The 14,629-nt window shown below is 38.3% G+C and carries 13 protein-coding genes; 5 read left to right on the forward strand and 8 right to left on the reverse strand.

Features of this window, described 5'->3' with window-relative positions; all coding sequences use genetic code 11:
• Nucleotides 1–11 precede the first annotated feature (11 nt).
• The 3 genes from pstA to BFM98_RS02075 form a co-directional block, all read right to left on the reverse strand.
• Complete coding sequence (pstA, locus tag BFM98_RS02065; RefSeq protein ID WP_048392246.1) at nucleotides 12–890, reverse strand: phosphate ABC transporter permease PstA; 879 nt, start codon at nucleotides 888–890, stop codon at nucleotides 12–14.
• Nucleotide 891: 1 nt separating this feature from the next.
• Nucleotides 892–1,839, reverse strand: coding sequence for a phosphate ABC transporter permease subunit PstC (gene pstC / locus BFM98_RS02070; RefSeq protein ID WP_066036424.1), 948 nt, complete (start codon nucleotides 1,837–1,839; stop codon nucleotides 892–894).
• 64 nt (nucleotides 1,840–1,903) lie between these two features.
• Entirely contained in the window at nucleotides 1,904–2,878 is a 975-nt protein-coding gene (locus BFM98_RS02075; protein WP_004231003.1) for a PstS family phosphate ABC transporter substrate-binding protein, read from the reverse strand.
• 243 nt (nucleotides 2,879–3,121) lie between these two features.
• Between BFM98_RS02075 and BFM98_RS02080 the strand changes: the two genes are divergently transcribed.
• A complete protein-coding gene (locus BFM98_RS02080; protein ID WP_066036425.1) occupies nucleotides 3,122–3,313 on the forward strand; it encodes a hypothetical protein in 192 nt (63 codons plus the stop codon).
• Nucleotides 3,314–3,663: 350 nt separating this feature from the next.
• Here BFM98_RS02080 and BFM98_RS02085 read toward each other — a convergent pair whose 3' ends face one another.
• From BFM98_RS02085 to BFM98_RS02100, 4 genes are all read right to left on the reverse strand, one after another.
• Complete coding sequence (locus tag BFM98_RS02085; protein ID WP_048392244.1) at nucleotides 3,664–5,868, reverse strand: peptidoglycan D,D-transpeptidase FtsI family protein; 2,205 nt, start codon at nucleotides 5,866–5,868, stop codon at nucleotides 3,664–3,666.
• Nucleotides 5,869–6,148: 280 nt separating this feature from the next.
• Nucleotides 6,149–6,754, reverse strand: coding sequence for a superoxide dismutase (locus tag BFM98_RS02090; RefSeq protein WP_016995356.1), 606 nt, complete (start codon nucleotides 6,752–6,754; stop codon nucleotides 6,149–6,151).
• Between the two features lie 175 nt (nucleotides 6,755–6,929).
• Entirely contained in the window at nucleotides 6,930–7,409 is a 480-nt protein-coding gene (locus tag BFM98_RS02095; RefSeq protein WP_004230999.1) for a DUF456 domain-containing protein, read from the reverse strand.
• Between the two features lie 62 nt (nucleotides 7,410–7,471).
• Nucleotides 7,472–9,103: a Na/Pi cotransporter family protein gene (locus tag BFM98_RS02100; RefSeq protein ID WP_054548525.1), complete on the reverse strand. Its 1,632-nt coding sequence runs from the start codon at nucleotides 9,101–9,103 to the stop codon at nucleotides 7,472–7,474.
• A gap of 194 nt (nucleotides 9,104–9,297) precedes the next feature.
• Between BFM98_RS02100 and BFM98_RS02105 the strand changes: the two genes are divergently transcribed.
• From BFM98_RS02105 to BFM98_RS02120, 4 genes are all read left to right on the forward strand, one after another.
• Nucleotides 9,298–9,816 carry a DUF1189 family protein gene (locus BFM98_RS02105; RefSeq protein WP_066036426.1) on the forward strand — a complete coding sequence of 173 codons (519 nt, stop codon included), beginning with the start codon at nucleotides 9,298–9,300 and terminating at the stop codon, nucleotides 9,814–9,816.
• A gap of 52 nt (nucleotides 9,817–9,868) precedes the next feature.
• The gene (locus BFM98_RS02110; RefSeq protein ID WP_004230996.1) at nucleotides 9,869–10,213 is read left to right on the forward strand and encodes a hypothetical protein; all 345 of its coding nucleotides are present in this window, start codon (nucleotides 9,869–9,871) and stop codon (nucleotides 10,211–10,213) included.
• A gap of 96 nt (nucleotides 10,214–10,309) precedes the next feature.
• Nucleotides 10,310–11,425 carry a flavodoxin-dependent (E)-4-hydroxy-3-methylbut-2-enyl-diphosphate synthase gene (gene ispG, locus BFM98_RS02115; protein ID WP_004230987.1) on the forward strand — a complete coding sequence of 372 codons (1,116 nt, stop codon included), beginning with the start codon at nucleotides 10,310–10,312 and terminating at the stop codon, nucleotides 11,423–11,425.
• 12 nt (nucleotides 11,426–11,437) lie between these two features.
• Nucleotides 11,438–12,010 carry a 5' nucleotidase, NT5C type gene (locus BFM98_RS02120; protein WP_048392241.1) on the forward strand — a complete coding sequence of 191 codons (573 nt, stop codon included), beginning with the start codon at nucleotides 11,438–11,440 and terminating at the stop codon, nucleotides 12,008–12,010.
• A 60-nt stretch (nucleotides 12,011–12,070) separates the two neighbouring features.
• Here BFM98_RS02120 and BFM98_RS02125 read toward each other — a convergent pair whose 3' ends face one another.
• Nucleotides 12,071–14,158, reverse strand: coding sequence for a methyl-accepting chemotaxis protein (locus BFM98_RS02125; protein WP_066036427.1), 2,088 nt, complete (start codon nucleotides 14,156–14,158; stop codon nucleotides 12,071–12,073).
• Nucleotides 14,159–14,629: the final 471 nt, after the last annotated feature.

A 14,629-nucleotide genomic window follows, 5' to 3' on the forward strand; every position in this document is an offset into this window, starting at 1 on the left:
AGGTCACCTCATTAATAACGTTTTTGGAATTTATTTCGGATATAGATGGCAATCGAATTCATTAATAGCAGCACTGTCATAAGCACTAAAATACCTGCGGCTGCTACGTACTGAAAGGCTTCTTGTGGTCGTTTTGCCCAATCATAGATTTGCATTGGTAATGCTGTAAATTGACTCAGTAAACCATTCGGTAAAAACTGGAGGATAACTGGAATTCCAATTACAACTAGTGGAGCTGTTTCTCCAATGGCACGAGACAAGGCTAAAATACTTCCTGTTAAAATACCTGGAATGGCAGCTGGCAATACAACACGCAAAATCGTTTGCCATTTCGTTGCACCCATGCCATATGAAGCTTCACGTTGTTCGTTTGGCACTGCACGAATAGCCTCTTGAGCCGCTACAATGATAACAGGTAAAATTAACAAACTCATTGTAAAGCCAGCAGCTAAAATACTTTTTCCTAGACCCATCATACGTACAAAAATAGTTAATCCAAGTAATCCAAAAACAATGGAAGGAACACCTGCTAGATTCGATATATTCATGCGAATAAAGTCATTAATTTTATTTTTCTTGGCATACTCCTCTAAATAAATCGCAGTACCAACTCCTAAAATAATCGATACTGGTGCTACAACTGCCATTAACCAAAGCGAACCGATTAAAGCAGCTTTGATACCTGCCTTATCCGCAAATCGTGATGCAAAATTCGTCAAGAAATCGATATTTAAGTAATCAATCCCCTGTGTCACAATGCGGTACAGTAAAATAGCTAAAGCAACAAGTGCAAACGTAGTAGCTAAGAAAAAGAGAGTTTTCCAAACTTTATTTGCTGTAATACGCTTTGTCATTCGTTTCATGACGACTGTATCATCCATATAGCGCATGCTAGTAAACCTCCCTGAAGCGTTTCGAAATATAGTGAGCAAGTAAATTCGTTACTAGAGTAAAGATAAATAGTGTAAATCCTACTGAATAAATTGAGTAATAAATAGTTGTACCATAACCCGCATCACCAGTTGAAACCTGTACAATGTATGCAGTCATTGTTTGAATAGAGTCTGTCACATTGAGGTCAAATTTCGGTGTTGAACCACCTGCAAGCGATACAATCATTGTTTCTCCAATTGCCCGGGAAATAGCTAACACAACAGAAGCGACAATCCCTGAAAGCGCAGCGGGTAATACTACTTTGATTGCTACTTCAAATTTCGTCGCACCTAGAGCTAAGGCTCCTTCACGCATACTATTTGGTACAGATGACATGGCATCTTCTGAAAGAGATGTAATCATTGGTAAAATCATAATCCCTACAACAATACCAGGACTTAATGCATTAAATAGTTTGAGTCCAGGTACAATTTCTTGTAAAACTGGTGTGACAAATGTTAAAGCGAAGAAGCCATAAACAATTGTTGGCACACCTGCTAATACCTCTAAAATAGGTTTCACTGTACGTCGTGTTTTCTCACTTGCATATTCACTTAAATAGATAGCTGAAGCAATTCCAAATGGTACAGCTACTACAACTGCAATAAGTGTCACTTTTAATGTACCAGCGATTAATGGCAGTATCCCAAATAACGGTTCGTTACCTGAAAACGGTAACCATTTAGTACCGAAAAGGAAATCCGTAATCGACACACGTTTAAAGAATTCAAACGTTTCAAAAATAAGGGTGAAAACAATGCCAAATGTTGTTAATATCGAAATAATAGCTGCAGAAAATAATAGAGCTGGCATGGCTTTTTCCACTATTTTCTTTGTTTTTTGGTTGCGCGAATTTGCAATTAATTGCTGCACAGATGATGTCTTATCTTCCTTTTGAGAAACCATTGGGAGCTCCTTTCAAATAAGTGAGGGAAAGAGCATACATCTCTTCCCCTCTATGCATGTCTTCTTATTTTAAGCCTTCTAAAGTTTTTAAGCCTTCAGTATATTTTTCTTCAGGTAAACGAACATAGCCCACTGCTTCAGCCATATCGCCTGCGTTTTCAAGTGTAAATTTAATGAAGTCGTATGCTGCTTCATTGTCCTTCATTGCACTATTTTTTACGTATGTGAATAATGGACGTGAAAGTGGTGTATATTCGCCACCTTCAATTGTTTCATTTGTTGGCTCTACGCCATTTACTTTGACAATGTTTAATTTATCTTTATTTTCAAGGTAGTAAGCATAACCGAAGAAGCCAATCGCATTTTTATCACCAGCTACACCTTGCACTAGCATATTATCATCCTCTGATAATGTTGCTGAGCTTACTAGATCTGCTCCATCTAAAATCACTTCATCAAAGTAGTCGTATGTGCCTGAATCAGTACCTGGTGAATAGTAAACGATTTTTTCATCTGGCCATGATGGATCAATATCAGACCACTTTTTCTCTGTCCCATCTTCAATCCAAATTTTTTGTAGTTGTTCTACCGTTAAGTCCTTCGCCCAATCATTTTCTGGGTTCACGACTACTGATAAACCGTCATATGCTAAAGCTAGCTCTGTAAAATCAATGCCCGCTTCTTCTAATTTCGCTTTCTCTTCATCTTTTATATTACGAGATGCATTTGAAAAGTCTGTTTCACCTGCGATGAATTTTTCAAAACCACCACCAGTACCAGAAACCCCCACTGATACTTTGACATCTGGTTGTGTACCTGCATACTCTTCAACAACTGCCTCAATGATTGGTGCTACTGTTGATGAGCCATCTCCAGCTACAGACCCTTGTAGCTTTTCATCAGCAGCTTCTTGTCCTGAGCTTGCTGGTGCGTTCGTTTCTGTATTGTTTCCGTTTTGTGCAGAATCGCTACCACATGCACCTAGCATTAATGCAGAACCCATTACCGCTGTCATCGTTAAGTACTTCCACTTTTTCATCTCATTTGCCTCCGTCATGAACTGTTTTATAGTTATTTGTCTTACAATCTTTACTATAATGACTGATTGTTGAAGTCGTATAAACGGTTCGTAAAAGAGATGTAAAGGAATGTAATGCTTTGTAAACGTTTGTAAAGATGAATTTACAATAGGGGAAACTTGCTTCCTATAGGAAAGGTGTTATAATAAGCAATTGTGTCAGGAAATATTTATTTTAATGATAAGGAGAGTTTGACCTTTGTCATGAAACATACAAAAGTACAAAATGTCGATTATTTTAAAACATATTTATCATTAGTAATGGAACATCGGGACTACACACTTCAAGAGGCGATTGATTTTATGCTTGCTTCTTATTTCTATAACAATATAGAACTTTATGGGGTAAAACCAAGAGAGCAATTTGAATTAGCCATTCAGCAATTATCCGCATAAAGGCACTAAATATTTGAAAGGGGCGTTTTGCTATGCAAACGCCCCTTTCACTACTTAGTTAAGTTTAAATTTCACAACATATTCAGTTCATCAGCAATTTTGACAAGTACCTCTGAATTGCGCACAATGTCAACAATCGCTATAGTGGACTTTTGAAAATGAATAGAAATCACCCAGCTAGTATTTCAATACCTTATTATTGCCAAAACAAGCTATACATTCCTATACATTCCATATTTACTTAAGGATTAGCGTAACATCATTCAAAATTCATAAAAAAGTAAAAATAAAACGGATTTGGAAAATAATTTTTCCAAATCCGTTTTGTATTAGCGCATATCCAATACCCTTTATTCCTGCTCATTCTCTCCAATTTTTTCTTCCGTAATCGCTGGTAAAATTGGCTGTTTTACATTGCTATCAGTTACTTTTTCAGCTTGATATTTTGCTTTTAATTCAAAATACTTATCTAAAGAACGTCTAGCAATGACATTATTTTGATAGTAGTGTGGCGCTAAATTTGTATTAACCCATGGGATCACAACTGCATAGGCAATTTCAGGATTTTCATATGGGGCAAAGCCAACATGCGTTAAATTAATGGTATTTGTGCCGTAGTGCTCACGTAACGGACCATAATACACTACCTCTGCTGTCCCTGTTTTCCCTGCAGCTGTATATGGAGTATCGGCAAATTGTGCTCGTGCTGTACCATGTGAACCAGTATATACACGACGTAGCCCTTGCTTTACATAATCGATCTCTTCTTTAGGATTATCAATTTGATTCAAAATAGTTGGACCTACTTCTGTTACTAACTGCCCTAATTGCTTCCCATCCTGTGATGGGTCTCGAACCTCTTTCACAACATGTGGCTGAATACGATAGCCACCATTGGCAACTGTTGAAATATATTGTGCAAGTTGAAGTGGTGTATACGTATCATACTGACCAATCGCCAAGTCAAGAGTTTTACCACCCATTGTTGGACCTGATGGACCACGCACTCCGCTAAATTCATTTGGTAAATCAATGCCTGTTTTCACACCTAAACCAAATTGCGCATAATTATTACGCATTTTTGAGAACGTATCGTCCTTTAAGCGTAATGGCATACCATAACTATAAGGGGTTCCATTAAGCAGCATCGCAATTTTAAACATATAGGAGTTGGAAGAACGTTCTAATGCTAACAAGTCATTCATCGGGATATATCCAGCCCTGTTAAAAATAGACGTTTTCGGGTCCGTGCCAGCTAATATAATCGGCTCGTCTCCCATTGAAGTACCCATCGAAATAACATCCTGATTGTAGCCAGTGAGAACTGTTGCTGCTTTAACAGATGAACCTGCCTCATAAGCTGTTGTAAACGATCCATATGCATAGTCAATGACTTCATTTTGCCCTGTTTCGGGATTTTTTTCTATTTTCTTACCTACCATCGATAAAATGTCGCCAGTATTTGGATCCATCATAATAAGAAAGGCACGGTCTAATAAATAGGAGCCGGGAAGTGCCTTTAAGTTAAGCAGTTCTTCTTCTACAATCTTATCCGTTTCAGCCTGCAGCTCACTATCCAATGAAAGGATTAAGTCTTTACCTGGCTCCCCTTCATAGGTTGTGACTGTATCGACTACTTGACCTTTTTTATTGGTAATATTTTTGACGACTGTTTTTTGACCTTGTAGTAATTCTTCATATTGTGCTTCAATGTAACTTTCTCCCACACGGTCATTACGTGAGTAGTCACGTGCTAAATAGTAATTGAGCTTCTCTTTTGGTATCCCTTTTGTTGGGACCGTTGTACGTCCAAGAATAGATAAAGATGATAATTTGACACGTTTCCAGTCTGTTGTTGTATTAACACCTGGTAGTTCAGTTAAACGCTCAGATACACGAGCAAATTCATCAGCTGATACATTTTCACTTTTAATAATTTGAGGAGATAGATTATAGCCAGATACCATTTCACGATAAATCGCTAATACCTCTAAATCAGCCTCTGTTAATTGTAAAAGTTCTTCGTTTGTGATACGTTCCCGTACCAGTTTATCAATCTCTGCATTAATTTGACTTGTTGTAATATTTTCTTGTGCATTAATTTTTGTTTTTTCTGCCTCTGTGACTTTTTCATAGGCAGCATCGTGATTTTGTAATATCCAAAAATCCTGTTTATCACGCAATGTGACACGCTTTGTTGGCTGTTCAATTAACTGTGCCAGCTTTTTCGCGATATCAAGCATCTCCTCTGTTGTGGTCGTTTGCATTTTCGTATACGTAATGGCATTTTCCGGGTGATTATCCACTAAAATACGACCGTAACGATCATACATGCGTCCCCTTGGTACACTTGTGTTGACAGGAACTTCTTCTGTACGCTCTAAAATACGTACATAATCTTCCCCTTTGACGATTTGCATATAGCCAAGTCTAAAAATTAACATTGAAAATACGATAAATATTGCAAAGAAAAGGATATTCATACGAAATGTTAAGTTAGAATGATGTTTTGCTTTAACACTCGCCGCGCGATTTTTTCCAGGTGCTTTGCGCATATGTATTCCCCTCCTCATCTTCTGATCATTTCAATACACGATACCTAGTATACCATTCGAAGGTATGACAGAAAAGCACGCACTTTCGATTTCTTATGTAAAACATCATTTATTTGACGGTACTTTATGGAGAAAGGTTGCCCTATTTCACGCTCTCCTTATATTTCGTCTTCATTATCCTGATATTTTCAGATTCTATCCCTTAATTTGCTGTTTTATCCAACAAAAAAAGGCTATGCCTCCGTGATTGCTCACTTTAGGCACAGCCAATTATTCGTTATTATTTTGCAGCTTGGAATTTAGCTTCTACTACATCCCAGTTTACTACGTTCCAGAAAGCACCGATGTAATCTGGACGACGGTTTTGGTAGTTTAGGTAGTATGCATGTTCCCATACATCTAAGCCTAAAACTGGTGTTTTCCCTTCCATTACTGGAGAGTCTTGGTTTGGAGTAGACGTAACAGCAACTGAGTCACCATCAACGATTAACCAAGCCCAACCTGAACCAAAGCGAGTTGTAGCAGCTTTAGCAAATTCTTCTTTGAAAGCATCGAAAGAACCGAATTTAGCATCGATTGCTTTTGCTACTTCACCAACTGGTGTATTTGAACCGCCTGGAGCGATTACTTCCCAGAATAATGTATGGTTAGCATGTCCGCCACCGTTGTTGCGTACAGCAGTTTGTTTGTCAGCTGGAAGAGCATCTAGGTTTGCGATTAAGTCGTTAATGTCTTTTTCTGCAAATTCAGTACCTTCTACTGCTGCGTTTAAGTTTGTTACATAAGTATTGTGGTGTTTAGAATGGTGAATTTCCATTGTTTTTGCATCGATATGTGGTTCTAATGCGTCATAAGCGTAAGTTAATTGTGGTAATTCGTAAGCCATTGTTAAGTTCCTCCCTAAAATAAGAAATAATTAGTACATCCTTAGATTATCAAAATTGGTCAAACCATTCAACGAAAAATACTTCAATTTGAAGATTTCAGCCTTTTGACCGAAATACCGATATGTTTACTATCTTACCCTTTTCTCTCACACACTAAACCTTAAAAGAAAGGCATTAAATGGCGATAAAAAATACAATAATCATAACAATTTGAATAACAGCCTTGACAACAGTAGATGTCAAAAAGCCAATTAAAGAACCTACACCACTTTTCACTGCCTCACTAAATGTACGTTTCTCAACGATTAGTTCCGCAATCACAGCCCCTAAAAATGGTCCAATTAAAATCCCTGCCACAGGGATCACAAATGGACCAATTAATAACCCAATGGTGCTCCCCCACATACCAGCATTGGAACCACCAAACTTTTTGATACCAAACGCATTTGCCACAGTATCTGCCCCAAATAACAACACGACAAATAGTATTTCAATGACCCAAAACCACCAGCTTAGCTCTGCGAATGAGAAAAATAAGCCATAGAGCAAAAACCCACCGACTAAAAACAGTACTCCGGGAATAATAGGATATACTAAACCAATAAATGAAATAATAAAGCAGGCAATCACTAAGATCCAGCCAACAACTTCCATAAAGATTCTCTCCTTTTAACGTGCATTGCCTTTCATACGAAATAACAAAGTGAAAAGTTTCATTAATGACGAATGCCTAAAATAGAATCTGCAATATTTACTGCATGGTCTCCTATACGCTCTAGGTTGCTAACGATATCCATATAAACAATTCCTGCAGCCCCACTACACTCATTTGTGTTTAATCGGGCAATATGCTTTTGACGTAGTTTATCTTCCATATCATCAATCAGGCTTTCTAGCTCTGTTACTTCTTGAGCTAAACTTAAGCTAGCGGTATCTAATGCTTCTATACTTTTGCGCACTGCCTCTATGGCTAAACTAAACATACCTATTAAGTCCTGTCGCGCTGATTTACTTAAGCTTACCTCGTGGTGATCTTTGTACTGTAAAAGCTCTAATATATTTTCAAAATGATCCCCAATTCGTTCAAAATCCCTTACATTTGTCAATAAAGTATGATGTCTTACAGAGTCTGCACGGGAAAGAGGCTGCTTAGACACCATTACTAAATAATCAGTAATTTCATTGTCTAGATGATTAAGCCCGACTTCTAGCTGTAGCACCGTCGGAATATGCTCTGTCTCTCCAGATTTCATATATAAAAACGTTTCTTCTAACCCACGCAATGCATGTTCACCCATGCGTAATACCTCTTCTTTAGCTTGACCTAGCGCAATAGCAGGAGAGGAATCAATGAATGAAGGATCTAAATGCTTAGTTGTTACATTGATATGGCCATCATGTCCCGGCAATAGCTTTGTAACTAAGGCTGCGAGTCCAGCAATAAATGGTAGTTGGATCATCATATTAAAGACATTGAATGAGCCATGAGCAATGGCAATCTGCATGCGAGGCTCTAAATGAAATACGCCACTGATCCACTGTACATATTGCATAAACGGTGTGAACAATAACATGAAAATAATCGTCCCAATCACATTAAATAATACATGAGCCGCTGCTGCACGCTTAGCGTAAATAGAAGCACCAAGAGAAGCTAAAACAGCTGTAATGGTCGTGCCAATATTTTCCCCAAACAATATCGGTAAGGCACTATTTAAACCAATTAATTGTTCTGCATATAAACCTTGCAATACCCCCACCGTTGCGGTAGAGCTTTGCACAAGTAATGTGAAAATGGTTCCTAAAAATATGCCTAATATCGGTTGATTGCTTAAATGAAGCGTTAACGATGCAAAATCTGCAAGCTGATGTAACGCCTGCATACTAGCACTCATCAACTCTAGCCCTAAAAATAAACCGCCAAAGCCAAATAGAATCTGACCAATATGTTGATACGTTGCTTTCTTTAAGAAAAATAAACAGGCTGCCCCAATTGCCAATAAGGGATAAAAATAGAGTCCAATATTAATACCAATAATAAATGCTGTAATAGTTGTACCAATATTTGCCCCCATGATGACGCCGATTGCTTGACGCAATGTTAAAAAACCAGCACTCACTAATCCTACAGTGATGACTGTTGTGGCAGAACTTGATTGTATGCAAATTGTTACAAATATACCAACCAGGACACCCATAATAGGGTTTGTGGTAAAGCGATTTAACCATTCACGTAACCGATCATCCGCTGATTTTTGAAGCCCATCCCCCATGAATTTAATGGAAAATAAAAAGACCCCTAGCCCGCCTAAAAACTGAAAGAGAATGCTTTGCCAATCTATTGTCAATTGTTTTCGCTCCAATTCCTACATCTCTACTACCCTCGTTCTAATCATTAAATGATTCCAAACAAAAAGTAAAGAAATCCTTTAACTTCTTTACATAATGTTAACATTTTAACATCAAGACCCTCCTCATTTATACTTCTTTCATATCTTGTCCTCTTTGAACATGTTAAAATATCGATTGGAGGAGATATAGCATGAAACACTCACAGCTTTTTATTGATAGTCTTATACATCCTAAAAAACTAGCAGCCTATCGTTTATTACCTATTGGAAAGGTTATTCAATATACTTTTCTACTGATTACCATTGTGTCCGTATTCTCTTTAGGTCGTTTTGCAGCAGGTATGTCCGTTGATACATTCGATATGGATAGTTTAACTGGTTTAACAGATTACATAGAGGGCATTAAATGGCTCTTATATCCATTCACCTTCCTAATGCTTTTCGTCGTGACAACAATGCTTATTTTTGCACAAATTGCCCTTTATGCTTTAGCAGGTTTATTTATCTTGAAAGCGATGAAGCGTCGGGGAGAGTATCGCCATATCTGGAGAACAACTACCTTTGCGATCACTTGGGCTACGTTACTTTCGATGTTAGCAGACTATCTGCCCGTTAGCAGTACTGTTATCACTGTACTATCTTTATTTTTAACCATTTCTCTATTAATTGTGGCCTTTACAAAATATCCAAAACAACCAAATATAAAATAATGTGCATGAATCCCCTCTCTTCTCAATATAGTGTAGAAAAGGAGGGGATTTTTTGCGAGCATTCATCTTAACAACTATCATCATCGTAATTGCCTTTGTCGTCAAAGTAGATTTAACAGAAGGGTCCATCCCACTTGCGGCTTTATCCACAAAGAGCTCAGAAAACGGACTTTGTGAACAACAACGTGAGCCAAATTATATTACTGTACAAACGATTGAAGGAGATACCATTCATAGTTTATTTGCTCTACACCCTGCTAAAGTTCCCATGACCTTTCCAGAACGCTTACAACTTTTTTACAACTTAAACCCACACTTACAATTACAAGCACTAGTTCCAGGTGAAAATATCAAGCTTCCTCTCTCATTTGAGCTTGAAAACAAATGCGGAAAATGAAAAGTTAGCGTTTCTTCCTTGTCCTTATTTTCTTACACTGCTAAAATAAATGACAGTGACGGCTGAAAATAGTGGCCCGAAAAGGAGAGAAAGTTAATGAGTGAAATTTGTCACCGTTCAAATACACGTCCTGTGCGTGTCGGTAACTTAACAATTGGTGGTAGTAATGAATTATTCATTCAAAGTATGTGTACAACCAAAACACATGATGTAGAAGCAACAGTTGCAGAAATTCTTCGTCTTGAGGAAGCAGGCTGTCAAGTTGTTCGTGTTGCTGTACCAGATGAACGTGCAGCTGACGCGATTGCCGAAATCAAAAAACGTATTCATATTCCATTAGTAGCTGATATTCATTTTGATTATAGATTAGCATTAAAAGCCATTGAAAATGGTATTGATAAAGTACGTATTAATCCAGGTAATATTGGTCGTAAAGAAAAAGTGGAAGCTGTTGTTAATGCAGCCAAAGCAAAAGGTATACCAATTCGTATTGGTGTAAATGCCGGTTCATTAGAGCGTCATATTTTAGAAAAATATGGCTATCCTACAGCTGATGGTATGGTAGAATCTGCTCTACACCATATTAAAATTTTGGAAGACTTGGACTTCCACGATATTATCGTATCAATGAAAGCATCTGACGTTAATCTTGCCATTGAAGCCTATGAAAAGGCGTCTAAAGCCTTTAATTATCCGCTACATTTAGGGATTACAGAATCAGGAACATTATTTGCTGGTACTGTAAAATCAGCAGCAGGTCTTGGAGCCATCCTATCAAAAGGTATAGGAAACACATTACGTATCTCCCTTTCCGCTGACCCTGTAGAAGAGGTTAAAGTAGCACGGGAACTATTAAAATCCTTTGGCCTCGCTTCTAATATGGCAACTTTGATTTCTTGCCCAACATGTGGACGCATTGAAATTGATTTAATTTCTATTGCAAATGAAGTAGAAGAATATATTTCAAAATTAAATGTACCGTTAAAAGTGGCTGTTCTAGGCTGTGCGGTAAACGGTCCTGGAGAAGCGCGTGAGGCAGATATCGGTATTGCTGGTGCCCGTGGTGAAGGCTTGTTATTCATGAAGGGGAAAACAGTCCGTAAAGTGCCAGAAGAAACAATGGTGGAAGAACTGAAGAAAGAAATTGATAAATTAGCAGCAGAAATGGAAGAAAAACGTGCAGCGGAAGAAGCTCAAAAAGCGAATGCCTAAGGAGGTGCTAGCATGAAAAAGCCCCGCTTTGGTATTGATATTGATGGGACTGTGACATGTCCAAGTACACTCATTCCACATATTAATAAACAGTACAATGTAAATATTACGCTAGATGATGTTTGTGAATATGATTTTTTATCTGCCTTCCCACACCCTATTGACCGAAGTGCCTTTAATACTTGGTTTAAGGAAAATGAACCTTATATGTACGAAGTCTCTGAGGTGGCAAAAGATGCAAAAAATATTCTAAGCGCTTGGAAAAATAATTTTGAGCTGTATTATATTTCTGCACGTGGTGAAAATGTAGCAGACATCACTGTCAATTGGTTTAAATCGCAAGCTATACCTTACGACCATATCGAGCTTCTCGGCAGCCATGATAAACTAGCTGCTGCAAAAAAACATCGTGTAGAAGCTTTCTTTGAGGATAAGCATGATAATGCGGTGATGCTGGCAGAGGAATTAAAAATACCTGTTGTGTTATTTGATACACCTTATAATCGTCTTGCCGTTCCTAATAATGTTGTAAGGGTTTATAACTGGCAGGAAGCGAATCAATTTATTACACAATTTTTCAAATAAGTATTAAGAGCTGTAGGCAAGGTTGGATGAAAATTTCACCTTGCCTACAGCTCTTTTAATTTAATATTGAAATTTAGCTAGTGCTGCCTGTAAAGAGTCCGTCATAGCTGTTAATTGTTGGGCTTTGCTATTGATGTCATGAACCGCTAAATTCTGCTGTTCCATCGTTGCCAATAACTCCTCTGTTCCTGCTGAGGATTGCTGGCTAACAGCTGTCATATTTTCCACTGCACGTACAACCTCCTGCGTCTCCCTTTGAATGACACTGGAGGCAGCTGTCACATTATCGATTTGCGCTACTGTATCGACAATATGGCGTAAAATCGCATCAAGTGCCTGCTTATTGGCATCAATATATTGCGTATTGTTTTCCACAGCTAAGACAACACTTTGCATAGCATCACTAGCCTTTGCTGCTTCCCTAACAACCATATCAATAATGGAGGCGATTTGGCTTGTTGATTTGGCTGATTCTTCTGCAAGCTTTCGTACTTCCTCTGCCACAATCGAAAAGCCCTTGCCGTGCTCACCTGCACGAGCAGCTTCTATCGCCGCATTTAATGCTAATAAATTTGTTTGACCTGCAATAGCATTAATGACTTGTAAAATACGATTAATTTCTGTTGATTGGTCGCTGAGCTGTTGGACGACCATAGCTGTCAGTGACACTTTTTCAGACATCACTTCCATCCCTTGAATAGACTGCTCTGCATGAATTAAACCTTGTTTAGAAGACGCTGTTGTAAGCTGAGATTCCTGAAGCATTTCTTCAATTGCCATTTGAATTGCTTGCAATTTATGCTCAACCTCTTGTGTAACGCCTAAAGTAGTAGAGGCCTGTTCGGCTTGTACGGTAGCACCTGTCGCCAACTCACTTGTTGTTGTTAGCACCTGTTCGATACTGATGCTCATATCATTGGTAGAAGCACGTAATTCTCCGCTGTATACATTCACCTGATTGGAAATATGTGTAGCCGCTTGTAACAGCTCACGCATATTGTCTGTCATATGATTCATTGCATGTGCAAGCTCGCCAATTTCATCCTTCGAACGAACCTGTAACGGCTCCACTGCTAAATTTCCACCAGCAATGGTTTTGACCTGTTCCACTGTCTGAACTACTGGTTTGACGATCCGTTGAGCTATCCAAGTAATGGCACCAACTAATACAATAATACCAATAATAGCTAGTAGTATTGATAACCACATTGCCTCACTTGCGGCTGCCATTACCTCATCAGATGGAATAATTACCTGCAATGCCCACGGTGTCGACGTTTGACCAATTTGGATAGGTGAGACAGCAATAAAAGAAGCTTCCTGTAAATAGGATGAATAATCCTCTACTAGATAGGGTTTGCCCTGTTCAACAGCAGACAGAATTTTATCCGTATTTTTATATTTTTCCATTTCAGTCACTGGTATATTGACATAATCAGGAGATGGGTGGGAAACAAATGTCCCCTTATGAGACACAATGGCACTATACCCTGTATCATAGAGTACAATTTCATTATTAATGGCAACCAATGTCTCTAAGCTTATATCAATGCCAACAAGACCAACGACTTTTCCATCTATTTGAATAGGTATAGCTGTGGAAGTCATCAATACATCCTGACCGTCAACTGGGTAAGTTAACGGCTCTAAAATAACCTCTTGTTTCAACGTTTTAGGTAATACATAATAATCACTAGTTTCATAGTCTTCTAGAGGAGCAAGCGTCACATCGTTGTTGCTGCGTGCCCAATATGGAAGGAAACGACCTGATGCATCATGCCCTTTCAAATTGGCAAAATGAGCATCTTGTCCATCAAAGGCATTTGGCTCCCAAATCGTCCAAACCCCTAGAAAGGTGTCATTGTGTTCGAGTAATTGTTTGAGCATCTCGTTTGCTAAATCACGATCTCCCTTATGATTGGCTACCATTGCTTGGAGATTAGAGGCTACTGTCCTTGCTGTATCCATCGCATAATCAAGTTCCATTTGCATTTTATTTGCACTTTCGGACGCCCGCGATTGAGCAAGCTGTCGTGCATCCTCCACTGCTAATGAATTAGTTTTTACAATATTGACACTTAAAATAATGATGAACACAATCATCATTGTAGATAACGTTGTCAGTAATATTTTATGTAGTAATTTCATATGTACCAGCTCCTGCCTATAGCAACTAAATAAATAATAGCATTTATGCGTCAATAAATAACTAAATATTCAGAAAAATATTTTTGGTGGTAATTAACTTACAAATAGCCGTATGTCATCCCGTTGTACAGAAGATGACATGCAGTCTTAGTTCTCTACTAAAAATGGAATTTTGCTAGTGTTTGTTGTAAGGAGTTCGTCATACCTGATAAGCTTTCTGCCATATTTTTTGAACCGCGGGATTTTGCTGCTCCATCGTTGCTAATAGCTCCCTTGTTTCTGCTGAGGATTGCTGGCTGACAGCCGTCATATTTTTCCACTGCCCGCACTACCTCTACCATTTCCTTTTAAATTAAAAGAGAGGCAGTTGTCACTTCCTCAATTTGCGCCACAGTAATAACGATATGTTGTAAGAAGACATCAAGTGCTTGTTTATTAAATTTTGAATCTGGTACGCGATATTAGATGTTT

The sequence above is a fragment of the Lysinibacillus sp. AR18-8 genome, from assembly GCF_001705465.1.
In the GTDB taxonomy this organism is placed as follows: Bacteria; Bacillota; Bacilli; order Bacillales_A; family Planococcaceae; genus Lysinibacillus; species Lysinibacillus capsici.